At 66.6% G+C, this 22,113-nt stretch carries 17 protein-coding genes and 7 pseudogenes; 12 read left to right on the plus strand and 12 right to left on the minus strand.

Features of this window, described 5'->3' with window-relative positions; all coding sequences use genetic code 11:
- The first annotated feature begins 49 nt into the window (after positions 1–49).
- Complete coding sequence (locus ACFQJD_RS15105; protein ID WP_379799326.1) at positions 50–736, plus strand: enoyl-CoA hydratase/isomerase family protein; 687 nt, start codon at positions 50–52, stop codon at positions 734–736.
- Here ACFQJD_RS15105 and ACFQJD_RS15110 read toward each other — a convergent pair.
- The gene (locus ACFQJD_RS15110; protein ID WP_379799328.1) at positions 733–1,698 is read right to left on the minus strand and encodes a D-2-hydroxyacid dehydrogenase; all 966 of its coding nucleotides are present in this window, start codon (positions 1,696–1,698) and stop codon (positions 733–735) included. The two genes, ACFQJD_RS15105 and ACFQJD_RS15110, sit on opposite strands and share 4 nt — an antisense overlap.
- Positions 1,699–1,805: 107 nt before the next feature.
- Here ACFQJD_RS15110 and ACFQJD_RS15115 point away from each other — a divergent pair, with 107 nt between their 5' ends.
- Together ACFQJD_RS15115 and ACFQJD_RS15120 are read left to right on the plus strand one after the other, a co-directional pair.
- Positions 1,806–3,062: an MFS transporter gene (locus tag ACFQJD_RS15115; RefSeq protein ID WP_379799330.1), complete on the plus strand. Its 1,257-nt coding sequence runs from the start codon at positions 1,806–1,808 to the stop codon at positions 3,060–3,062.
- A gap of 34 nt (positions 3,063–3,096) precedes the next feature.
- Positions 3,097–3,864, plus strand: coding sequence for an enoyl-CoA hydratase/isomerase family protein (locus ACFQJD_RS15120; protein ID WP_379799332.1), 768 nt, complete (start codon positions 3,097–3,099; stop codon positions 3,862–3,864).
- 19 nt (positions 3,865–3,883) lie between these two features.
- Here ACFQJD_RS15120 and ACFQJD_RS15125 read toward each other — a convergent pair.
- From ACFQJD_RS15125 to ACFQJD_RS15145, 5 genes and pseudogenes are all read right to left on the minus strand, one after another.
- Positions 3,884–5,066 (minus strand): annotated as a pseudogene (locus ACFQJD_RS15125) (enolase C-terminal domain-like protein).
- 50 nt (positions 5,067–5,116) lie between these two features.
- Positions 5,117–5,533 (minus strand): Zn-ribbon domain-containing OB-fold protein, encoded by a 417-nt coding sequence (locus ACFQJD_RS15130; protein ID WP_379799334.1) that lies wholly within the window; start codon positions 5,531–5,533, stop codon positions 5,117–5,119.
- Complete coding sequence (locus ACFQJD_RS15135) at positions 5,530–6,699, minus strand: thiolase domain-containing protein (RefSeq protein ID WP_379799337.1); 1,170 nt, start codon at positions 6,697–6,699, stop codon at positions 5,530–5,532. The genes ACFQJD_RS15130 and ACFQJD_RS15135 overlap by 4 nt, the downstream gene beginning before the upstream one ends.
- Positions 6,696–7,517, minus strand: coding sequence for an enoyl-CoA hydratase/isomerase family protein (locus ACFQJD_RS15140; RefSeq protein ID WP_379799340.1), 822 nt, complete (start codon positions 7,515–7,517; stop codon positions 6,696–6,698). The genes ACFQJD_RS15135 and ACFQJD_RS15140 overlap by 4 nt, the downstream gene beginning before the upstream one ends.
- Positions 7,514–8,393 (minus strand): annotated as a pseudogene (locus ACFQJD_RS15145) (3-hydroxyacyl-CoA dehydrogenase family protein). The gene ACFQJD_RS15140 and the pseudogene ACFQJD_RS15145 overlap by 4 nt, the downstream one beginning before the upstream one ends.
- 103 nt (positions 8,394–8,496) lie before the next feature.
- On the opposite strand from ACFQJD_RS15145, the gene ACFQJD_RS15150 reads away from it, so the two are divergent.
- Complete coding sequence (locus ACFQJD_RS15150) at positions 8,497–9,672, plus strand: MFS transporter (protein ID WP_379799342.1); 1,176 nt, start codon at positions 8,497–8,499, stop codon at positions 9,670–9,672.
- Between the two features lie 44 nt (positions 9,673–9,716).
- Here the strand turns inward: ACFQJD_RS15150 and ACFQJD_RS15155 are convergent, their stop codons facing one another.
- The 3 genes from ACFQJD_RS15155 to ACFQJD_RS15165 form a co-directional block, all read right to left on the minus strand.
- A complete protein-coding gene (locus tag ACFQJD_RS15155) occupies positions 9,717–9,893 on the minus strand; it encodes a hypothetical protein (RefSeq protein ID WP_379799344.1) in 177 nt (58 codons plus the stop codon).
- 132 nt (positions 9,894–10,025) lie between these two features.
- Positions 10,026–10,649, minus strand: coding sequence for a carbohydrate ABC transporter permease (locus ACFQJD_RS15160; protein ID WP_379799346.1), 624 nt, complete (start codon positions 10,647–10,649; stop codon positions 10,026–10,028).
- Between the two features lie 255 nt (positions 10,650–10,904).
- A complete protein-coding gene (locus ACFQJD_RS15165; protein WP_379800552.1) occupies positions 10,905–11,771 on the minus strand; it encodes a carbohydrate ABC transporter permease in 867 nt (288 codons plus the stop codon).
- Between the two features lie 234 nt (positions 11,772–12,005).
- Between ACFQJD_RS15165 and ilvD the strand changes: the two are divergent.
- The 6 genes and pseudogenes from ilvD (at position 12,006) to ACFQJD_RS15195 (ending at position 17,052) form a co-directional block, all read left to right on the plus strand.
- Positions 12,006–13,690: pseudogene (gene ilvD, locus ACFQJD_RS15170) on the plus strand (dihydroxy-acid dehydratase).
- A gap of 1 nt (position 13,691) precedes the next feature.
- Positions 13,692–14,072 (plus strand): hypothetical protein, encoded by a 381-nt coding sequence (locus ACFQJD_RS15175; protein ID WP_379799348.1) that lies wholly within the window; start codon positions 13,692–13,694, stop codon positions 14,070–14,072.
- On the plus strand, positions 14,033–14,401 hold the full coding sequence (locus ACFQJD_RS15180) for a fumarylacetoacetate hydrolase family protein (protein ID WP_379800554.1): 369 nt from the start codon (positions 14,033–14,035) through the stop codon (positions 14,399–14,401). The genes ACFQJD_RS15175 and ACFQJD_RS15180 overlap by 40 nt, the downstream gene beginning before the upstream one ends.
- A gap of 64 nt (positions 14,402–14,465) precedes the next feature.
- A pseudogene (locus ACFQJD_RS15185) lies at positions 14,466–15,681 on the plus strand (mandelate racemase/muconate lactonizing enzyme family protein).
- A 36-nt stretch (positions 15,682–15,717) separates the two neighbouring features.
- Positions 15,718–16,617 carry a D-2-hydroxyacid dehydrogenase gene (gene ddh / locus ACFQJD_RS15190; protein WP_379800556.1) on the plus strand — a complete coding sequence of 300 codons (900 nt, stop codon included), beginning with the start codon at positions 15,718–15,720 and terminating at the stop codon, positions 16,615–16,617.
- Between the two features lie 39 nt (positions 16,618–16,656).
- Positions 16,657–17,052, plus strand: a complete 396-nt coding sequence (locus ACFQJD_RS15195; protein ID WP_379799350.1) for a hypothetical protein — start codon at positions 16,657–16,659, stop codon at positions 17,050–17,052.
- On the opposite strand, the pseudogene ACFQJD_RS15200 reads toward ACFQJD_RS15195, so the two are convergent.
- The 3 pseudogenes from ACFQJD_RS15200 to ACFQJD_RS15210 all read right to left on the minus strand — a co-directional run bounded on the left by ACFQJD_RS15200 (position 17,049) and on the right by ACFQJD_RS15210 (position 20,514).
- A pseudogene (locus ACFQJD_RS15200) lies at positions 17,049–18,211 on the minus strand (acyl-CoA dehydrogenase family protein). The gene ACFQJD_RS15195 and the pseudogene ACFQJD_RS15200 overlap by 4 nt on opposite strands.
- Positions 18,212–18,220: 9 nt before the next feature.
- Positions 18,221–19,409, minus strand: a pseudogene (locus ACFQJD_RS15205) (enolase C-terminal domain-like protein).
- A gap of 41 nt (positions 19,410–19,450) precedes the next feature.
- A pseudogene (locus ACFQJD_RS15210) lies at positions 19,451–20,514 on the minus strand (glycoside hydrolase family 88 protein).
- Positions 20,515–20,622: 108 nt separating this feature from the next.
- On the opposite strand from ACFQJD_RS15210, the gene ACFQJD_RS15215 reads away from it, so the two are divergent.
- On the plus strand, positions 20,623–21,735 hold the full coding sequence (locus ACFQJD_RS15215; protein ID WP_379799352.1) for an amidohydrolase family protein: 1,113 nt from the start codon (positions 20,623–20,625) through the stop codon (positions 21,733–21,735).
- The gene (locus tag ACFQJD_RS15220; protein WP_379799354.1) at positions 21,732–22,097 is read left to right on the plus strand and encodes a Rieske (2Fe-2S) protein; all 366 of its coding nucleotides are present in this window, start codon (positions 21,732–21,734) and stop codon (positions 22,095–22,097) included. Before ACFQJD_RS15215 ends, ACFQJD_RS15220 begins: the two co-directional genes overlap by 4 nt.
- Positions 22,098–22,113 lie beyond the last annotated feature (16 nt).

Here is a 22,113-nt window from a genome sequence, read left to right on the forward strand (position 1 = left end):
CTTGAAACTATGCCCCAGGGTATATACCGGACGGCTGCCTGTCTCGGCCATGGCACACCTCGAAACCCGCCACGGAGACGACGGTGTCCGCCGACTCGTCCTGAATCGACCGGACCGCCACAACGCACTGACCACCGACCTCCTCGCCGACTTCGCCGACGCCGTCCGCGACGCCGACGGCGACTGTCGGGTCCTCGTCGTCGAGGGCGCGGGCGAGTCGTTCAGCTCGGGTGCCGACGTAGACGAGGACAGCGGCGTCGAACGCATCGACAACTTCCAGGACGCGACCCGCGCGGTTCGCGCGTTCTCCGGCGTCGTCATCGGCAAACTTCACGGCTACGTCGTCGGCGGCGGCTTCGAACTCGCGCTCTCGTTCGACCTGCGGTACGCCGCCCACGGGACGACCTTCCGCCTCCCGGAGACGGAACTCGGCGTCACGCCGACCAACGCGTCGACCCGCCTCCTCCCGCTCGTCGTCGGCGACGGCCGGGCGCGGGAACTCCTCTTCACCCGGCGCGACCTCTCGGCGACGGAAGCCGAAGACGTCGGCCTCGTCGCCGCCGCCTGCGACCCCGACGAACTGGACGAGACGGTCCGCGCCGCCGCGACCGACATCGTCGCGAACACGTCGCCCGACGGCGTCGAACTCACGAAGGAGGCGCTCGAACGGGCGTTTCCGGTCGAGGAAGTCCTCGAAACCGAGTCGCTCCTGAACCGGCGCTCACACGAGCGCTAAACGACGCGATTGCGCATCTCGTCGGCCCGCCCCTCGACGAACAGGCGGTAGTTCTCGGCGAACACCTCGGCACAGCCGGCGAGATAGTTCGAACTCGCGCCCGCGGAGTGGGGCGTGACGACGACGTCCGAGTGCGTCCACAGCGGCGAGTCGGAGGGTAACGGCTCCGTCTCGAAGACGTCGAGGGCCGCACCGCCGATGAACCCCCGCTGGACGGCCGCTTCGAGGTGGCGCTGGTTCACGATCTCGCCGCGCGCGACGTTGACGAGGACGGCGTCGCGTTTCATCGACGTGAACTCCTTGATAGTGAGGAGATTGCGCGTCTCCTCGGTGAGCGGACACGCGACGACGACGTAATCCGACCGACCGAGGAGGGCGTGGAGTTCGTCCGGCGCGAACAGGTCGTCGACGGCGGCGGGCGCGTCGTCGAGGTTCCGCTTCATCCCGAGGACGGTCATGTCGAACGCGTCGGCGAGTTCGGCGACGCGACTCCCGATCGCGCCGACGCCGAGCAAGCCGACGGTCTTGTCCCGGAGTTCGCCCCCGATCCGGAGTCGCCACTCGGCTTCCCGCGCCTGTCGGATACTGTGGTGGAGCTCCCGTTCGAACGTCAGCACGTACCCCATCGTCGTCTCGGCGACGGCGTTGGCGTTCGCCCCCGACGCCGTCGTCACCGCGATCCCCATCTCGCGCATCCGGTCGACGTCGTAGTGGTCGACGCCGGCACTGAGACCCTGTATCCACCGGAGGCCGTCGGCTTCGTCCAGCAGCTCCCCCGTCGGCGTGTGTGAGACGACGACGTCGGCGTCCGTGACGCGCCGGACGCCGTCGGCGTAATCCTCGGCGACGTCGAGCCGGACGTCCGGAAGTTCGCGCCGAATCGCGTCGGTCAGGTCGTCGATTCCTTCGGTCGTCTCCGCCGGTAGCTCGTGGAGAACGAGCACGCGTGGGTCCCGTGGCATGACCGGACACCCACCGGGAGACGCAATCAACGTTTCGGCGACGGGAGCGTCGTTGCCGCAGTGTTCACGCTTAAGTGACGGAGTCGTCATCTATCGTAGTGATACCTGTGAGTACGCGCCTCGCGAATTCGGTTCGATCGCTCGTCCGCATCGACAACCCGCGGTTCATCTCGTTGATCGGGTTCACCCACGGGATGAACGAGTTTTTCAGCATCGTCATCCCGCCGCTGTTGCCGTTCGTCGTCTCCGACCTCTCTATCGCCTACGCCGACGCGAGCCTCCTCGTGTTCGTCTACTTCGCGATGTACTCGATCGTCCAGTTGCCCGTCGGCAAACTGAAAGACCGCTACGACCCGCGGTATCTCCTCTCCGGCGGGATGGTCGTCCTCTCGCTCGGAATCGCCCTCACCGCCGTCGCCACCGACTATCCGCTGATGGTCCTCGGGATGGCCATCGCCGGCCTCGGCGGGAGCACCTACCACCCGACCGGGATGGCGCTCATCAGCGACGTGGAGTCCGACACGACGTACGGTCGGAGTATGGGCATCCACAGCATGCTCGGCAACCTCGGGTCGGTCAGCGCCCCCATCCTCCTCACGACCGTCGCCGTCGCCGCCGACTGGCGGACCGCGCTGCTTACTTCCGCCGCCGTCGGCTTCGGCTACGCCGTCCTCCTCCACGTCGCCTACCCGCGCCTCTCTCCCCGTATCACCGTCGGCGGACGATCGCTCGCCGCCCTCCCCGCGGACCTGCGCGAGGCGGAGCTCGAACTGCGAGAGACGGCCGCCAGCTCCCTCCGGTATTTCCGCTCCCGGACCGTCCTCGTCCTCGCCGTTCTGTTTTTCGTCGCCGGTGCCGAACTCCGGGCGATTCAGACGTTCACGCCCGTCTTCGTCATCGACGTCCTCGGGACGAGTTCCGTCTTCGGCAACACCATGCTCTCGGTGATGATGGTCGCCGCCGGCGCGACGTCGATGCTCGCGGGCTACGTCGTCGACGAGGTCGACCGCACGATGTTCACCGCCGCCTGCTTTCTCGTCGCGACGCTCCTCGTCGGCGCGCTCGTCTACGTCCCCATCGACCGCCTCCTGCTCCCCGTCGTCTTCGCCGTCCTCGGCATCTCTATGTACTCGCTCTATCCCGCCGTCAACGCCCTGACCGCCGAAGCGACGTCCGCCGAGGAGAGCGGGACCCTCTTTGCGGTCACGAACACGTCGACGGCGCTGGGCGGGGCCGTCAGCCCCGTCGTCCTCGGCGTCGTCGCCGACCGACTGTCGTTGCAACTGGCCTTCCTCGGAACGGCCGGCATCACGTTCGTCGGCCTCGCGGTGACCCTCGTCGTCGCGTTCGTCGTCTGGGACTAGAGTTTATGGTCCCCCGTCGTAAACCGAGGGGCGAATGACGGTAGCAGTAGACGTTCGACCCGACGCGCACCGAGCGACGATCACGTTCGACCGGCCCGAGGTGAAAAACGCGATGTCGATGGCGATGGTCGAGGAGGTGCGCGACGTTGTCCGCGAGACGGCCGCCCGCGACGCCGTCCGCGTCGTCGTCCTCACCGGCAGCGGGGACACCTTCTGTGCCGGCGCGGACTTCGAGGAGTTCGGCGCGCGCGCCGACGACCCGGCCGCCGAACTGGAGTACATCCGCACCACCGACGAGGTGAAACGGGCCATCGAGACCTGCGAGGTGCCGGTGGTGGCGAAGCTAAACGGCGCGGCCGTCGGACTCGGGGCCGAGATCGCCCTCGCCTCCGACATCCGGGTGGCCTGCCACGACGCCTCGCTCACGCTGGGCGAGATCAACGTCGCTCTCGTCCCGCCGTTCGAACGCCTCTCGAAGAACCTCAGCGACGCGCTCGTGCGCGAACTCTGTTTCACCGGGAACGACCTCGCCGCGTCCAAGGCCTTCGAAGCCGACGTCTACAACCGCCTCGTCGACCGGGCGGAACTCGACGCCGCCACGGAAGAGATCGTCGACCCGATCGCCGAGAAAAGCCCCCACGCGCTCGAACAGACCAAGCGGGCGTTCAAAGCCAGCGAGGGCAAATCGCTCGACGAGAGCAACGAGTTCCGCTACCTGCTCGACTACCAGTGTTTCGATCACCCCGACTTCCGCGAGAGCATCGACGCCATCAGCGAGGGGCGAGAGCCCGATTACACCTGAGCGGGCGTCTCCCGGTCGATCACTCGTACACCGTTTTCTCGATGGCGTTGTCCGCGACGTACGACCAGTCGATGTCGACGCCGAGTCCGGGGTCGTCCGGAACGGGGACGGTGCCGTCCGAATCGATGCAGTCGAGTCGCTCCGAGTAGCCACCGTCGTAGGCCGGAACGTGGCGCGTCGCCGGGCAGTTCGGGTGGACCAGCGCGACTTCGTAGTAGTTGGTGTTGCGCGTCGCCGCCATGCAGTGTCGCCGCGCGGGACATGTCGCGTGATACTCCACATCGAGGCCGAACCCCTCGGCGACGCGAGCGATCTTCATCGCGCCGGTGATACCGCCGTCGTACTCGGGGTCCGCGCGGACGAAGTCCGTCGATTCGCTGGCGACGAAATCCGTCTGGAGGGAGACCGCGGAGGTGTTCGCCCTGCAGGAGGGGCGTGTCGATCCGCTCGCGGAGCGTCCGGTGGCCGTGTTGGGAGAGTCCACCCTCTCGGTAGGGGTCCTCGTACCAGAGGAAGTCTGCCTCGTCGCAGGCCTTCCCGACTTCGAGGGCGTCGGCGAACGTCTCGTACTCGCAGGCCGGATCCAGCATCAGGTCCATCTCGTCGCCCACTCGCTCCCCCAGTTCGAGGACCGTCGCTACCTCCCGGTCGATGTCGCGGCGTTCGTCGGTGCCGCCCCAGCCGTGGACCTTGAACGCGGGGTAGCCCATCTCCAGACACTCCTCGGCGAAGTCGGCGTACGCCGCCGGCGAGTCCAGCCCGCCGTTCTGGTCGCCCATGTACGTCGAGGCGTAGGCCGGGAGGCGCGTTCGGTACGTGCCCAGCAGTTCGTGGATCGGCGCGTCGTAATACTTCCCGGCGAAGTCCCAGAGGGCGATGTCGACGGGCCCGAGTCCCATCCGATCGTACTTGCGGAGCGCGCGCTGGAGTTCGCTCCAGTGGCGCTCGCGCTCCAGCGGATTCTGACCCACCAGATAGTCGGCCATCATCCGAATCTGTGCGAGGGCGTGGTCCGGCGGCGAGTGTGAGGCGATGTACTCGCCGGCGACGCCGACGTCGGTGTCTATCTGGATGGCGAAGACGCGCCGGTCGATGCTCTCACCGGGCGTGTAGGCAGCGCCGCCGCCGCGGCCGTGGGACGCGACGTCCTCGAGCGGGTAGCTGAACTCCGTACAGGTGATACTCGTGATGGCAGGAGCCATACCACGTCACTCACGAGCGACGATAATAAGCCTGGGTTTGTCAGATCGCCTCACTCCGCGGGGACGAAGACGGGCACCGCGACGTTCTCCTCCTCGGTCGGAACGAACCGGGCTTCGACGGCCAGCCCGACCTCGACGTCGTCCGGGTCGACGTCCTGGACGTTCGTCATCACTCGCGGCCCCTCGTCGAGTTCGACGTACGCGATGACGAGCGGGAGTCCGTCTTCCGGCCACCCGCTGACGCTCTCGGAGACGGAGTAGGAGTAGATGGTGCCGGTTCCCGCCGCTTGCTGCCAGTCCACGTCCTCGCTGAAGCAGTCGGGGCAGAGCGACCGGGGGTAGTGAAAGACGAGTCCGCAGTCGTCGCACGCAGAGAGCAGGAACTCACCGTCGCTCGCGGCCCGCCAGAACGCCTCGGTCTCGGGGTTCACCTCCGGCACCGGCCGGGGTTCCCACGTGTCGGTCATCGGTCGACCCTCCCGAGAACCGTCGTGGCCGCGCCGTGGCGCGTCCCGATGTCGCCGCCAGTCCCGTGGACGAGGGCGACGTCGGCGTCGACCTGGACTTCGGGGTTCGCTTCGCCGCGGAGCTGGCGCACCGCTTCCAGGACTTTCGTCATGCCGCCACGGTTCGACGGATGGTTCGAACTGAGGCCGCCGCCGTCCGTGTTGAACGGGAGGGCACCGTCGGGCGCTCTGAGCGTCCCGCCCTCGACGAACTCCCCGCCCTCGCCCTTCTCGCAGAAGCCGAGGTCCTCGATGGCTTCGAGGACGGTGATGGTAAAGGAGTCGTAGATGGAGGCGTAGTCCACGTCGTCGGGGGTGACGCCCGCCTCGGCGAAGGCTCGCTGTCCCGACTGCTCCGCGCCCGTCCGCGTCAGATCGATGCGGCCGGCGTCGTGGTGTGACGGGGTTTCGCCGTGACCCATCACGCGCACGCCGTCGCGGTCCAACTCCTCGTAGACGTCCTCGGAGACGGCGACGAAGGCCCCGCCGCCGTCGGTGATGACACAACAGTCGAGCAGGTGGAGCGGGTCCGCTATCATCCGCGAGTTCACCACGTCCTCGACGGTGACCGGGTCGCGGTAGAGGGCGTGTTCGTTGTACTGGGCGTGATGGGAGGCGGCGACCCGAATCTCCGCGAGCTGCTCGCTGGTCGTCCCGAACTCGTGCATGTGGCGGCGGGCGGCCATCGCGTACGTCGGCACGTTCGTCGCGCCGTAGATCCGCTCGAAACTGTCCTGGAAGGTGCGGAGTTTCCGCACGCCCGTCCCCGTCGACTGGCTCCGCGAACGGGGCCGCCCCGCGAGCGTCACCAGCGCCACGTCACATTTGCCGTCGCGGATCGCGCTGGTCGCGTGGCCGACGTGGCTCACGTACGACGACCCGCCGTAATCCGTCGAATCCGCGTAGGAGAGGTCGAGCCCCATGTAATCGGCCATGATGAGCGGGGCGAATCCGTGTTCGTACTCGGGCATCCCGGCGGTGAGGTAGCCGTCGACGTCGTCCTTCGAGAGGCCGGCGTCCGCGAGCGCGCCCTTGGACACCTCCGCATGGAGCTGCATCGTGGATTTGTCGGGCGCTTCCCGCGTCGGGTGTTCGTACGCGCCGACGATGTAGACGTCGTCGCTCATCGTCCCTCCCACTCGGGGTCCCGGTCCTCGAGGAAGGCGTCGATGCCCTCGTTTTTGTCGTGGCTGGCGAACAGCAGCGAGAACAGTTCCGCCTCGTACTCGATGCCGTCGTCCAGATCCATCCGCGAGGCCGCCTGCACCGCCTGTTTGGCGAACTCGAGCGCGACGGGGCTCTTTTCGGCCATCGCCCCCGCGAGTTCGTACACCCGGTCGTCGAACGTCTCCTCGTCGCAGACCTCCTCGACGAGGCCGATGTCGGCCGCCTCCGTAGCGTCGATCAGTTCGCCCGTCAGGACGAGGCGCATGGCGTGGCCCTCGCCGACGAGCCGCGGGAGTCGCTGCGTGCCGCCGCCGCCGGGGATGATGCCGAGGTTGGTCTCGGGTTGGCCGAGTTTGGCCCCCTCGCGGGCGATGCGCACGTCGCAGGCCTGCGCGAGTTCACATCCGCCACCGAGGGTGTGGCCGTTGAGCCGGGCGATGATCGGTTTGTCGGAGCCGGCCACTACCTCGTAGATGCGCGGGCGCTTGCCCGCCTCGCGCTGTTCGAGCGGGTCGCGTTCGCGAAGTTCCGTCACGTCCGCACCGGCGACGAAGGAACTCGTCTCGTCCGAGCCCGTGAGGACGACGACGCGAACCTCGTCGTCCTCCTCGGCGCGCGCGAAGACGCGCTTGAACTCGCGGCGGACCTGTCCGTTCATCGCGTTTCGCGCCTCCGGCCGGTCGAAGACGATCGTCGCGACGTGGGGGACTCTGTCGCCGACGCTGGCGTCGATCGTCTCGCACTCCGCCGCCACCGCCTCGACGCCCTCGTCGGTCATCGCGCGTCACCCCCGCTGACGCCGACTTTCTCGCCGTCCTCCCAGACGTAGAAGCCCTCCCCGTTTTGCGCCCGAGTTTCCCGGCGCGTACCTTCTGTTTGAGCAGTTGCGGCGGGCGGAACCGCTCGCCGAGTTCCTCGCGCAGATATTCGAGAACGTCCAGGCGGACGTCGAGGCCGACGACGTCGCCGAGTTCGAGCGGGCCCATCGGGTGGTTGTAGCCCAGCTCCATCGCGGCGTCGATGTCCTCGACGCTCGCGACGCCCTGCTGGACCATCCGGATGGCTTCGACGCCGAGCGTGATTCCCAACCGCGAGGAGGCGAACCCGGGGAAGTCCGTCACCGTCACCGCCGTCCGGTCGATCCCCTCGACGAACGCCTCGCCGAACTCCCGGGTCTCGTCGGTGGTCTGTTCGGCGACGACGACTTCGACGAGTTCCATGATGTGCGGGGGTTGAAGAAATGCAGACCGAGTACCCGCCCCGGCTCCTCGACGGCGTCGGCGATCTCCGTCACCGAGAGCGACGACGTGTTCGTCGCCAACACCGTGTCGCGGGCGACGTGGCTCTCGACCGTCTCGAACGTCTCGCGTTTCAGTTCGATGTCCTCGGGGATGGCCTCGACGACGAGGTCCGATCCCGAGACGGCCGTTTCGATCGCCGTCTCGCCCTCGATCCGGTCGAGCGTCGCCGCCATCTCCGCCTCGGACACTTTGCCGATGTCGACCCCCTTCTGGAGGTTCGCGCGTATCGATTCGATACCGTCCTCGACGAGATCCGCCTCGATGTCCCGGAGGACGACGTCGTGGCCGCCCATCGCGGAGACCTGTGCGATTCCGTGACCCATCGTTCCAGCGCCTAGTACGCAGACGTGCATTACCACTCCTGTCGAGCAAGATGCTCTTAATGGTTGTGACCGGCTACCGAGGGAGCCGTGACCGATAAACACATGGACGTCGTCCGTGAACTGCCTGCAGTTCATGAGCAGTCGATACAAACGGACGGTTCTCGTTCTCACTGCGGGCGCTTTCTTCGGGACGATGGTCGCGAGGTTGGTCATCAGCCCCGTCATTCCGGCCGTCGGCGGCGCGTTCGAGGTGTCGAAAGGCGTCATCGGCCTCGCTCTCACCGGAATGTGGGCGATGTACGCCCTCTGTCAGTTTCCGAGCGGCGTCCTCGGTGAACAGTACGGCGAACGGCGCGTCATCCTCCTCGCGCTCGGCCTCACGGGCATCGGGAGCCTCCTGCTCGCGATGTCGCCGTCGTTTCCGGCGTTCGCCGTCTTCGCGCTCTTTCTCGGGATGGGGGCCGGCCTCTATTTCAGCGCCGCGGCGTCGTATCTGACGGGGCTGTTCGAGGACACGGGCCTCGCGCTCGGCTTTCACAGCGTCGGTGCGCCGACGGCCGGGCTGCTCGCGCCCGTCGCTGCGACGTACGTCGCCTCGCAACTCGGCTGGCGCTACGCGCTCGGCCTCGGTGCCGTCTCCTCGCTCACCGTCTTCGTCCTCGTCGCGTGGCGTGTCGAGCCGACGCCGCCCGAGAACCCCTCGCTCTCGATGCGTGACCGGTTCGACCTGCGCGAACTCGTCTCGTTGCTCGGCCGCCCCGGCGTCGCCTTCACCACCGTCCTCGCCAGCGTCGGCTTCTTCGCGTGGCAGTCGTTCGCCTCCTTTTTCCCCACGTTTCTCATCGAACACGCCGGCTTCTCGGCCGGGCGGGCGAGCCTGATTTTCGGCCTCATCTTCGGCCTCTCCGCGCCCGGCCTCCCGGCCTTGGGAAAGCTCTCCGACGCCTTCGGCCGCGACGCCCTCCTCGCGACGGCGTTTTTCGCCGCCTGTCTCGGCTACGGCATCTTCCTCTCACAGCCCGCGACCCTGCCCGTCGTCGCCGTCGGCACCCTCGCCCTCGGCGTCGGGACGAGTTGGACCGGCGTCATCAACTCCCGCTTTATGGACCGTTTCGACGCCTCCGAACGCGGCGCGGGCTTTGGCCTCGTCCGGACGACGTTCCTCCTGGTCAGTTCGACGGGGAGCGTCGTCACGGGCACCCTCGCCGGCACGCACGGGTGGACGGCGGCCTACGGCCTCATCCTCGGAATGCTCGGCGTCGCGGGCGTCGCGCTCCTCGCGAACCGGGCGTTCGGCGTCGGCCTCTGAGCGTCGAGACTCGGCGCGAGGCCTCCGGGGAGACGCCGGGAGAGTCACCGACGCCGGAAGGTGCCGCCAGTTCTCGGCGGCGCGGCGGACGCCGACCCGTCGACGGCGAGCACGAAGCGTGCGCCGACCGAGAGCGTCCCGTACGACGCCCGAGAGGCGAAGCGGACAGCTAATCTGCCGGCGGAGACGCTCGATGCGAACGCGAACCGGCGGAGGCCCACGGACGGGCGCGGGCACGGTCGGTCGGCCGGGCCGCCGGGTGAGTCGGTGACTGCAGTGGTAGCTGAACGTCGACGGGACAACGGCAAAAGAACGGGCGGTCGTCGAACGATGCGGGAACGGCGACGGGTCGATTACCCGATGCCGCCGGCCCGGAACCCGCGAAGCAGGTATTTCTGGAGGAAGAACACGAACAGGAACGACGGGATGATGGTCATCGCGCTCGCGGCCATCAGCTGTCCCCAGAGGATGGAGTTCTGGACGGTGAAGCTGTAGAGCCCGATGGTCAGCACCCACTTGTCGCTGCTCACCATCAGCACGGACGGGATGGTGAACTCGTTCCACGCGATGGCGTAGGAGAACACTGCGACGGCGACCATACCGGGCTTCGCCATCGGCAGGGCGATCTCGTAGAACGCGCGGAAGCGCGTCGCGCCGTTCATGTACGCCGACTCCTCCAGCGAGTAGGGGACGGTCTGGAAGAACTTCCACATCAGCCACAGCGAGAACGGCAGCGACACTGCGGTGTCGGCGAAGATGAGGCCGATGAAGCTGTTAATCCAGCCGAGCTGCCGCCAGAAGATGAACATCGGGATGGCGAGCAGGATGGCCGGGAACATGTACCCGAAGAGGATGGTCCGGGCGAACGTCCGCTTTTGGGGAAGTCGATGCGGGTCAGCCCGTATCCGCCGAGCGTCGCCGTGATGGTCGTCAGCGACACCACACCCACCGAGACGAGGATACTGTTCATGTACCACGTCGGGAACTGAGTGTCGTTGAAGATTTGCGCGAAGTTGTCCAGCGTGAAGGCGGTGGGGTAGTACGGTGCCGGCGTCTGGAAGATCTGCTGGGACGGCGTGAACGCCGTCACGGCCATCCAGTACAGCGGGAAGATGATGAGCAAGAGCCCTGCACCGGCACAAAGCCCGATGAGCCAGTTCGAGAGCTTCCCCGCTGGGGGTAGCTGAGCTGATTCCACAGCGGAACGTTGTCGCCGTCGAGACGAATCTCTCTCATTCGACACGCACCTCCTGGGAGGGTTCGAAGACGTAGAAGTAGACGGCTGCCGCACCCGCCAGCATGATGAACAGCACGGTGGAGACGGCGGCCGCCTGCCCGAGCGACGTGTTGACGAAGGCGACGTTGTACGCGTAGATGGCGCTCGTCGTCGTCGCGCCCGCGGGACCGCCCTGCGTCAGCACGTAGATGATGTCGAACTTGTTGAACATCCACACGCCGCGCAGGAGGAGGACGATGAAGATGACGCCCTTGATGTTCGGGAGCGTGATGTCCCGGAACTTCTGGAAGGGCGTCGCACCGGCGACGGTGGCTGCCTCGTACAGTCCCTCCGGGATGCTCTGGAGTCGCGCGAGCACCATGATGGTCACGAAGATGGAGAACTTCCAGCTGCTCGTGAGGATGACGGCGATCATCGCCAGGTCGGGATTCCCGAACCACGCGATGGGGTCCGTGATGAACCCGAGTTGGACGAGGATCTGGTTGATGATACCGAACTGGCTGTTACCCATCCAGAGAGCGATGAAGCCGAGGACGGCGGTCGGGATGAGGTACGGGAGCATCGCCAGCGCGCGAATGAGCGTCGCGTATTTGAACTCCCGATTGACCAGCAACGCGACGACGATACCGAACGTGAGCTGGACGGCGACGGATCCGCCGGCGAAGACGAGCGATCGGCCGAGCGACGCCCAGAACGCGCTCGAACCGAACAGCTGGACGTAGTTCTGGGTGCCGTTCCAGATCCATTCGGGCGAGAACGCCGATATCTCGAAGAACGATGCCGACACTGCCCAGAGAATGGGGATGAGGTTGACGAACGCGAACAACCCGAGCGCCGGGAGTATTGTTATCGCGGCCAACACCCACTTTCTGGACAACACCTCGTACAACGTCGTCTGGATCTCACGGAATCGTGAGTCCGTGACGCTAGTCGACAGTGGATTTTCTATTGCCATCGTTTAGCACACCACCTGCCTCACGTCCGGCACATATATTCCTTACGAATAGGGTGTGTCGTGGTGGCACGGAGCGCTCTCGTCCGGCGGGGAGAGGCGTTCGTGACAGTCTTTATTATTCGGCACTCGTACGGAGAAGGCATGGCCGACAGCCTGCGAAGCAAGGAAGTACTGGACGGTCCGGACCGGGCCCCGCATCGCGCCCTCTTTCGGGCGATGGGGCACACCGACGAGGACCTGTCGAAACCGCTGGTCGGCATCGCCAACCCGGCGTCCGACGTGACGCCGTGCAACGTCCACCTCGACGAACTCGCCGACGAGTCGAAAGCCGGCGTCGACGCCGGTGGCGGTCTCCCGCTGGAGTTCGGCACCGTCACCATCAGCGACGTCATCGCCACGGGTCACGAGGGGATGCGGACGTCGCTCATCTCGCGGGAGCTCATCGCCGACTCGGTGGAACTGGTCGCGCTCTCGGAGTGTCTCGACGCCCTCGTCGTAATGGGCGGGTGCGACAAGAATCTGCCCGGGATGTTGATGGGCGCGGCCCGACTCGACGTCCCCTCCGTCTTCCTCTACGGCGGGACGATGCTCCCGGGCCACCACGCCGGAGAGGAAGTCACCGTCCAGGACGTCTTCGAGATGCTCGGCAAGTACCGCAAGGGCGAAATCGACGAGGCGGAACTCGAAGCCCTCGAACACGACGCCTGCCCCGGGAAAGGATCGTGCGCCGGGATGTACACGGCGAACACGATGGCGTCGCTGGCCGAAGGGCTGGGCATGAGCCCGCCCGGTGCGGCGACGCCGCCCGCAGAGTCCGACGACCGGATCGACGCCGCCTTCGAGGCCGGCGAAGTCGTGATGCAGGCGCTCGAAGCCGACGTCCGCCCGAGCGAGATCCTCACGCGGGCGACCTTCGAGAACGCCGTCGCCCTCTGTGCGGCCATCGGCGGATCGACCAACGCCGTCCTCCACCTCCTCGCCCTCGCCGACGAGGTGGACGTCGACCTCTCTATCGACGACTTCGACCGCATCATGCGCGAGACGCCACAGATCTGTAACCTCCGCCCCGGCGGGACGTACGTGATGGCCGACCTGCACCGCGACGGCGGCGTGCCCGTCGTCATGAAACGTCTCCTCGACGCCGGCCTCCTCGACGGCGACGTCATGACCTGCACCGGGCGGACGTTGGCCGAAAACCTCGACGCGCTCGACCTCCCCGAACCCGATCCGGACGTGGTCCGCCCCGTCGACGACCCCCTCTACGAGTCGGGAGCCATCGTCATCCTGAAGGGCAACCTCGCGCCGGACGGCGCGGTCATCAAGGTGACCGGCGACAAGGAGTTCCGCTTTTCCGGCACCGCCCGCGTCTTCGACGACGAGGGAACGGCCTACGAGACCATCCAGAACGGCGGCGTCGACCCCGGGAGCGTCCTCGTCGTCAGAAACGAGGGGCCACAGGGCGGCCCCGGAATGCCCGGCATGCTCGACGTGACCGCCGCCCTCGTCGGACAGGACCTGGACGACGACGCCGCCCTCTGTACCGACGGCCGGTTCTCGGGGGCGACCCGGGGGCCGATGATCGGCCACATCGCGCCCGAGTCGTACGTCGGCGGCCCGCTCGCCGCGGTGCGCGACGGCGACGCCATCGAGATCGACATCCCCGAACGCCGCCTCCACGTCGACGTCGACGACGACGAACTGCAGGCCCGCCTCGACGACTGGGAGCCCCGGAACCCGAGAAGGAGTCCCGCGTCATCGCCAAATACGGGTCGATGTTCGGATCGGCCGCCGAGGGTGCCGTCACCAGCGCCAACTGGGGGAAATAACATGGCCGGACACGTCCGATTTCTCGCGCCTTCGGGGCGCGTCGCGACGGGCGAACTCCGCGACGGGCGCGTCGTCGCCTCCGAAGGGACGTTCGACCAGGCGTCCGTTCGCCTCCTGCCGCCGGCAGAACCGACCAAAGTCGTCGGTGCCGCCGGCACCTACGTCGAGATGCTGGACGATCCGGACGACCCGCCCGCGCGCCCGATGCTGTTTTCGAAACCCCCAAGCGCCGTCGCCGGCCCGGGGAGTCGGGTCACTCTGCCGACCGACGACATCCTCTTCGAGGGGAGTTGGCCGTCGTCGTGGGCGAACGGTGTCGGAACCTCACCCCCGAGGCGGCGATGGACGTCGTCGCGGGGTACACGGCGGCCGACGATCTGACGAACGACGCCGGCGACGACACCTTCAGACGGAAGGCGTTCGACGGAGCGTGCCCCCTCGGTCCCGCGGTGGTCGCCCCCGAGGACGTTCCCGACGACGCCGCCATCACCACCCGCGTGAACGGCGAGGTCAGGCAGTCCTCGTCGCTGTCGAACCTCGTTTTCTCGGTGCCCGAGATACTCGCGGAGGTGACCCAGTACGCGACGCTCGAACCCGGCGACGTGGTGTTGACGGGGACGACGTCGGGGCGCGGTCCCCTCGAGGACGGCGACCGGGTCGAAGTCGAGATCGAGGGCGTCGGTACGCTCTCGCACGCGGTGCGGCTGTAGCCGTCCCCACCGGGGTTCTCTCTCACCCGAACGTTTAAGCGACAGCGCAGGGTGTTTCCGGCCCATGGGAATCAAGCGCACCCTCTCGGCAGAGCGACTGGGACTCGAAGTCGACCGCGAGCCCGGGATTCGGGATCTGGAGATAACCGACGTCCAGACGACGGTGGTCGGCGACACCGGCGAGTACGGGAGTTTCCTGTGGACGTTCGTCCGCGTCTACACGGACGCGGGCATCGTCGGGACCGGCGAGTCGTTCCCCGCCGGCGGCGTCCCCGGCAACGTCGAACGCATCAAACCCCTGCTGGTCGGCGAGAACCCCTCGACATCGACCGGCTCTACGAGCAGATGGTAGAACGGATGACCCTCGAAGGCTCCATCGGCGGCACCATCGTCTCGGCCATCTCCGGCATCGAGATCGCGCTGCACGACATCGCGGGGAAGGTACTGGAGGTGCCCGCCTACCAGTTGCTCGGCGGGAAGTACCGCGACGAAGTGCGGGCCTACTGTGACTGCGAACACGAACGCGGGTGGGAGCCCGAGCAGTTCGCCGACGAGGCCGAGCGGACGATTTCCGAATACGGCTTCGACGGCATCAAATTCAACCTCGACCTGCACAGCGGCGTCGAGAAAGACCACGCAAACCGCCGCCTCTCCAGCGCCGACGTCGAACACCGCCGCGCCATCGTCGAGGCGGTGACCGAACGCGTCTCTCCCGACGCCGAGGCGGCCTTCGACTGCCACTGGGGTTCACCGCCGAGAGCGCCAAGCGCGTCGCTCGCGCGATCGAACCCTACGACGTGTGGTGGCTGGAAGACCCGATTCCGCCCGAGAACGTCGGCGTCCAGAAGGACGTCACCGAGGCCACGTCGACGCCCATCGCCACCGGCGAGAACCTCGCCCGGCGACACGGCGTGGCCGACCTGATTACGTCGGGGGCGGCCGACATCCTCCACATCGACGTGCCGAAAGTCGGCGGGATGCGCGAGACGCGAAAGATAGCCGACATGGCCGACACCTACTACACGCCGATGGCGATGCACAACCTCAGTTCGCCGGTGGGGACGATGGCGAGCGCCCACGTCGCAGCCGCCGTCCCGAGTTTCGTCGCCCTCGAATTCCACTCCTACGACGTCCCCGAGTGGCACGACCTGGTCGAGGAGTCCGCCCTCGACGACGGCCACGTGCCCGTCCACGAGTCGCCGGGACTCGGCCTCACGCTGAACCTCGACGTCGTCGAGGAGAACATGGTAGACGGCGAGACGCTGTTCGACGAGGCATAGCATGACCGGAACGATCGAACGCTTCGGCGTACACGAATCGGTCGGGCGCGTCTTCCCCCGGAGAACCTCCGAGACTACCTCGCCGACGCCGTCCCCGAGGTCGCGGTCGTCTCCACCGCGGACGCCGCCGACTGTGACGCCCTCGTCACCTTCGAGTACACCGACGACTTCCTCGGCACCGACATCGAGTGGATCCACACGATCCAGGCCGGCTACGACCGCTTCGACACCGAGGCGATGGCGGCCGACGACATCGCCTTCACCAACAGCACCGGCATCCACGACGAGAGCGTCGGCGAAACGGCCGCGTGCTACATGCTGATGTTCGCCCGCCTGCTCCACCGGTATCGCTGGAGCCAGCGCGACCACGAGTGGGACCGACCGGACTGGCACGAACCGTTCACCGTCGCCGACAACCGCCTCTGTGTCGTGGGGTTGGGAACGCTCGGACAGGGCATCGCGACCCGCGCCGACGCCCTCGGGATGGACGTCGTCGGCGTCAAGCGCACCGTCGAACCCGTCGACGGCGTGCGGAAAGTCTACCCCGCCGACGAACTCCACGAGGCCATCGGCGACGCCGACTTCGTCGCCCTCGCCGTCCCCCTCACCGACGGCACGCGCGGCCTCGTCGGCGCGTCGGAACTCGAACGGATGGACGACGACGCCTACCTCATCAACGTCTCGCGCGGTCCGGTCGTCGACCAGTCGGCGCTGGTCTCCGCGCTCGAATCCGGAGCGATCGCGGGCGCGGGACTGGACGTCTTCGAAGAGGAACCGCTCCCCGACGACTCCCCGCTGTGGGACATGGAGAACGTCGTCGTCACGCCCCACACCGCCGCTCACACGCGCGATTACTTCCGGCTCGTCGGCGACATCCTCCGCGAGAACGTCGACAGACTGGCCGCGGGTCGCGAGATGAAAAACTGGGTCGCCTGACGCCACACACTCTTTACGCGGGCGGCCTATTGATCGTCCATGGACGACACGGAACGCGACGTGGAAGCGCTCAGACACCGCGCCCCCGGCGAGACGCGATCGGACCCGTACGAGGACGTGGACGTGTCCGACCTGCCGGAGTGGTGGCGCGAGGCCGTCGAGGAATTCGAGGAACACGGCCTGCGCCCGTACCGCCCGCCGCGGTTCGCCGACGGGACGATGAAACACGAGGTGGTCGAACGACTGGAGGACGAACTCGGAGTGAGCATCTCCTTCGTCGGCTACAACGTCGAGTTTCAGGACGACTGGAGCCTCCTCGTCGACGGCGAGACGGTGGGGCCCGTCGGCCGCCACCGGGCGATGGCCGGCTACACCGTCTACGAGATGGACGCCGACGAATTCGAATCGACGGTGCGGGCGTTCGTCGACGACTAGACGAACGCGCTCTCGCCCGTCAGATCCTCGCCGAGGATGAGCGAGTGGATGTCATGGGTGCCCTCGTAGGTGTAGACCGTCTCCATGTTGGACATGTGGCGCATCGGCGAGTAATCCGTCGTGATGCCGTTGCCGCCGAGCATCTCGCGGGCCACTCGCGCCTGATCGCGGGCCATCCGCACGTTGTTCCGCTTTGCCATCGACACCTGCTGGTGACGCAGGTCGCCCCGCTCTTTGAGGTCGGCCAGCCGGTGTGCGAGGAGGTGGGCGGTCGTGATCTGGGTGGCCATCTCCGCGAGTTTCTCCTGCTGGAGTTGGAAGCCGGCGATGGGCTTGCCGAACTGCTCGCGGTCGGTCGCGTAGTCGCGCGCCGTCTCGAAACAGTCGCGGGCGACGCCGACGGACCCCACGCGAGACCGTATCGGGCTTCGGTGTTACACGAGAGCGGCCCTTTCAACCCCTCGACGCCGGGGAGGACGTTCTCCTCGGGCACGTAGACGTCGTTCAGTCCCACCTCGCCCGTCACCGACACCCGCATCGAGAGTTTGCCGTCGAGTTTCGTCACGTCGACTCCCGCCCGGTCGGTTTCGACCAGAAAGCCACGGATCGGGTCGCCGTCCCGGGAGCGGTCTTTCGCCCAGACGAGGGCCACGTCGGCGACGGGCGAGCTCGAAATCCACGTCTTGCGGCCGGAGATGCGGTAGCCGTCGCCCTCGACTGCCGCCGACGTTTCGAGGCTGCCGGCGTCCGACCCGTGTTCGGGTTCGGTGAGGGCGAAACAGCCGAGTACGTCGCCGTCGGCGAGGGGAGGGAGCCAGCGTTCCTTCTGTGCCTCGCTCCCGTAGGCGTGGATCGGCCACATGACGAGGGCGCTCTGGACGGCGACGATGGAGCGGATACCGCTGTCGCCCGCACCGAGTTCGCGCATCAACACGCCGTAGGCCGTGTCACTCAGGTCGGGGAGGCCGTAGCCGTCGAGCGACGCACCGAAAAACCCCAGTTCGGCCATCTCCTCGAACAGGTCGGCCGGGAAGCGGGCCTCGCGGTAGTAGTCGTCGACGACGGGGACCACCCGATCCCGGACGAACTCGCGGGCCGTGTCGCGGACCATCCGGGCCTCCTCGTCCAGTTTCTCGTCGAGCGACAGGTAATCGAACATGGGAACGGCTCAGGAGACTTCCCAGTAGTCGAGTCGGTTGCGGTCGATGAACGGCCAGTCGTACTCGACGCCGAGACCGGGGCCGTCCGGAACCGGGACGGTGCCGTCCGAGTCAACGGCGTCCAGGTCGTCGTTGTAGTCGCCGGCGTAGACGGGGAGATTCCGCGACCCCCTGCAGTCGGGATGGACGACCGCCATCTCGTAGTAGTTGGTGTTGCGGATGGCGGCGACGCAGTGGCGGTGGGCCGGGCCCGCGGAGTGGACTTCGGCGTCGAGGCCGAACCCCTCGGCGACGCGGGCGATCTTTATCGCGCCCGTGATGCCGCCGTCGTACTCGGGGTCCGCGCGGACGAGGTCCGTCGATTCGGTGGCCATCATGTCCGTCTGGAGGGGAGGCCGCGGAGGTGTTCGCCCTGCAGGAGGGGCGTGTCGACCCGCTCGCGGAGCGTCCGGTGGCCGTGTTGGGAGATGCCGCCGTCGCGGTAGGGGTCCTCGTACCAGAAGAAGTCCGCCTCGTCGCAGGCCTTCCCGACTTCGAGGGCGTCGGCGAACGTCTCGTACTCGCAGGCCGGATCCAGCATCAGATCCATCTCGTCGCCCACTCGCTCCCCCAGTTCGAGGACCGTCGCTACCTCCCGGTCGATGTCTCGCTGGTCGTCACCGCCGCCCCAGCCGTGTGCCTTGAACGCGGGGTAGCCCATCTCCAGACACTCCTCGGCGAAGTCGGCGTACGCCGCCGGCGAGTCCAGCCCGCCGTTCTGGTCGCCCATGTACGTCGAGGCGTAGGTGGGCAGACGCGTCCGATACGTGCCCAGTAGTTCGTGGATCGGCGCGTCGTGGTACTTCCCGGCGAAGTCCCAGAGGGCGATGTCGATGGGACCGAGCCCCATCCGGTCGTACTTGCGAAAGCCCCGCTGGATTTCGCTCCAGTGGCGCTCGCGGGCGAGGGGTTCTTCCCGACGAGGTAATCCGCCATCATGCGGACCTGTGCCTCGACGGGGCCGTTCTCGCCGAATCCGCCGATGTCGACGTACTCGCCGGTGACGCCGACGTCGGTGTTGATGCGGAGCGCGAACATCTTCCGCTCGTGTTCGTTGCCGGGTTGGTAGACGAGGTTGAAGCCGTTGCCGTCGGTGCCGACGTCGTCGATATGGTAACTGAACGCGGTGCAGTCGATGCTCGTTATCTCGGGCGTCATCGAACGGGAATCTCACGTCGGCGACAAAAAGCTACCGTCGATTAGACGAACTGCTGGCCGGCGAGGAGGAACCAACCCTGTCCGTACGGCGTCACGCCGAGCGGCGAGAACGAACTGGCGGGCGGTTTCGAGACGCGCTTGACCGCGCCGTCGTCGTCGACGATGCCCTCGCAGGCTTCCATCGCGCGGCGGGCGTTGTCGGCGTACCGTTCGTCGAGGAGGCCCTCGTTCAGGCCGCGCTGCATCGTGTACGCGAAGATGAGCGTCCCCGAGGTCTCGAGGGCGACATCGGGTCGTCGAGTCGCTGATGCCAGAAGCCGCTACCGTCCTGCAGGTCGGCGACGGCGTCCAGCAGGGCGTAGAGGCTGTCGGCGACGACGTCCCGGTCGGGGTGGTCGTCGGGCAGGAGCAACAGCGTATCGAGGAGGCCGGCGGCCGCCCAGCCGTTGCCACGCGACCAGAACGACCCGCCGGGGTAGGTGTTGGGCTGCTCCTGCCAGATGTGGCGAAAGAGGCCGGTGTGTGGGTCCTGTAAGTGCTTGGCGTGGACTTCGATCTGTTTGACGGCATCCGCGATGGCCTCGTCGTCGCCGACGATCTGCCCGTACCGGACGAAAAACGGCGAGAGGAAGTAGATGATCTCGGAGAAGAGCTCGACCTTGTCGGCGCGACGCGTGATACCGCCGTCGGCCGTCCGTTCGACCGTCTCGAAGAACTCGTACTGTCGGCGGACCGCGTCCAGCAGGTGATCCTCGCCGGTCCGGTCGTACAGTTCGAGGACGGGGTACGCCATCGCCGCGGGGTTCGCCGTCGGCTTGTACGACTCCACGTCGTAGTCGGTCCAGCGGGCCCACTCTTTCGGGTAGTCCCCCCACCCGTACGCGAGCAGCCCCTCGTCCGTCTGCGTCTCGACGGCCCGTTCGAGGATGTGGCGGGCGGCCGCCGATTCGCGGCCGGTCACGAGAAGTCCGTGGGCGGCGACGGCCGACTGCCAGTCCTCGCCCTCGACGTCCATCTCGGCGGTGTAGCCGGCGACGCGGTCCAGCAACTCGGGAAGTGCAGCTGACATAGTTACCTCGCGCCGAGAAACCGACGTTCCGCTCATAACAGTGCGTTTCCCGGCAATATAAGCCGCATTATTCCTTACACATAACTTAAAATATGATTCGATTTAAATAGTACTGGAACCATTCTGTGAATGGTAAGTCGAACTATGTCACGAGCAGAAATGGAGAAATTCATCTCCACCGCCGTACCGCCGCTGGAAGACACGCGCGTCGTGGATACGGACGTTCACATCAAATACAACGAGGAGATCCGCCGGGAAGTCGCCCGGTATATGGACAAACCGTACCGGAACTACGTGGACCCGGACACGACGGCAGACTCCTATCCCAGCCACGGTTGGCCGAAGTCCCTTGGCGGCGCTCGGAAGTTCAACCTGCTGGAGGTGGCCTCGCCACAGGAACTCGACGAGACGCTCATGCAGGGGTTCGGCGTGGACAACCCCATCATCAACATCTTCTCGCCGATAGACAAGGTGTTGAAGACCGAACGCGCCGTCGCGGAAGCCCGAGCGATCAACGACTTCATGCTCGATCACTTCCTCGACGAAAACGACGACATCTACGGGCTGGCCACCGTCGCGGCCCGCGACCCGGAGGCGGCCGCCGAAGAGATCGATCGCCTCGGCGACGAGGAACAGATCGTCGGCGCGTACTTCGCCCTCTGCGAGGAGTTCAACGAGCCGATGGGCGACCCGAGTTACGACGTGATGTATCAGGCCATGGAGGACAACGACATGACGCCCGCCTATCACATCACCGGCATCCACCGCAAGGCCCCGGTCCTGCGGGAACTCGAAACCGTCGCCGCGTGGCACAACCTCGGGCCTATCTGGTCGGCGCAACACGCCATCACCAGCCTCGTCTTCCAGGGCGTCCCCGAGAAGTTCCCCGACCTCGATTTCGTCATGCTCGAGGGCGGACTCGGCGCGTGGATTCCGGGGATGATGGCGCGCATGAACCGCGAATACGCCCAGTGGCGTAGCGAACTGCCGCTGCTCGAACAGTCGCCCGAGGAGTACCTCAGAGACCAGTTCTACTTCGGCACGCAGCCGATGGACGAGTTCAACGACCCCGACCACATGCGGCAGGTGATCGACATGATCGGGGCGGATTCGCTCGTGTTCGCGACCGACTTCCCGCATTACGACTTCGACCACCGGACACGCTGTCGAAGTTCCTCCAGCATCTCTCGGACGACGACAAGGAGAAGGTCCTCCACCGGAACTCGACCGAGGTATTCGGACTCCCCTGAGAGATGAGCGAACACAACCTCGGCCCCGCGGACCAACTGGACGAAGGCGACCACCTCATCGTCGAACTGAAGGGCCGCGAGGTGGCCGTCTACAACATCGGTGACGACTACGTCGCGTATCCGAACTGGTGTCCACACCAGGGCGGGCCCCTCTGTGAGGGGAGTGCCAGCGGAACGGTCGACCGCTGTTTCGACCGCGAGACGCTCGAAACCGAGACGATGTGGGTGAAAGAGGGCGAAGTCGTCGTCTGTCCGTGGCACGGGTGGGAGTTCGACCTCCGCGAGAACGGATTCCTCCACGACACGGACTCTACGTTGCCGTCGTACCCCGTTCGCGTCGAGGACGGCAACCTCGTCGTCTCGTTGTAACCCCAAATTATTTGTT

Origin of the sequence: Haloplanus sp. GCM10025708 (genome assembly GCF_042663985.1) — an archaeon.
Classification (GTDB): Archaea; Halobacteriota; Halobacteria; order Halobacteriales; family Haloferacaceae; genus Salinirarus; species Salinirarus marinus.

Excerpts from the sequence above, each read along its gene's own strand:
- ACFQJD_RS15105 (WP_379799326.1), top strand. The coding sequence starts at position 50 with ATGGCACACCTCGAAACCCGCCACGGAGACGACGGTGTCCGCCGACTC.
- ACFQJD_RS15215 (WP_379799352.1), top strand. The coding sequence starts at position 20,623 with ATGTCACGAGCAGAAATGGAGAAATTCATCTCCACCGCCGTACCGCCG.
- ACFQJD_RS15110 (WP_379799328.1), bottom strand. The coding sequence starts at position 1,698 with ATGCCACGGGACCCACGCGTGCTCGTTCTCCACGAGCTACCGGCGGAG.
- ACFQJD_RS15175 (WP_379799348.1), top strand. The coding sequence starts at position 13,692 with ATGGCCGGACACGTCCGATTTCTCGCGCCTTCGGGGCGCGTCGCGACG.
- ACFQJD_RS15180 (WP_379800554.1), top strand. The coding sequence starts at position 14,033 with ATGGACGTCGTCGCGGGGTACACGGCGGCCGACGATCTGACGAACGAC.
- ACFQJD_RS15120 (WP_379799332.1), top strand. The coding sequence starts at position 3,097 with ATGACGGTAGCAGTAGACGTTCGACCCGACGCGCACCGAGCGACGATC.
- ACFQJD_RS15140 (WP_379799340.1), bottom strand. The coding sequence starts at position 7,517 with ATGACCGACGAGGGCGTCGAGGCGGTGGCGGCGGAGTGCGAGACGATC.
- ACFQJD_RS15130 (WP_379799334.1), bottom strand. The coding sequence starts at position 5,533 with ATGACCGACACGTGGGAACCCCGGCCGGTGCCGGAGGTGAACCCCGAG.
- ACFQJD_RS15135 (WP_379799337.1), bottom strand. The coding sequence starts at position 6,699 with ATGAGCGACGACGTCTACATCGTCGGCGCGTACGAACACCCGACGCGG.
- ACFQJD_RS15220 (WP_379799354.1), top strand. The coding sequence starts at position 21,732 with ATGAGCGAACACAACCTCGGCCCCGCGGACCAACTGGACGAAGGCGAC.
- ACFQJD_RS15195 (WP_379799350.1), top strand. The coding sequence starts at position 16,657 with ATGGACGACACGGAACGCGACGTGGAAGCGCTCAGACACCGCGCCCCC.
- ACFQJD_RS15150 (WP_379799342.1), top strand. The coding sequence starts at position 8,497 with ATGAGCAGTCGATACAAACGGACGGTTCTCGTTCTCACTGCGGGCGCT.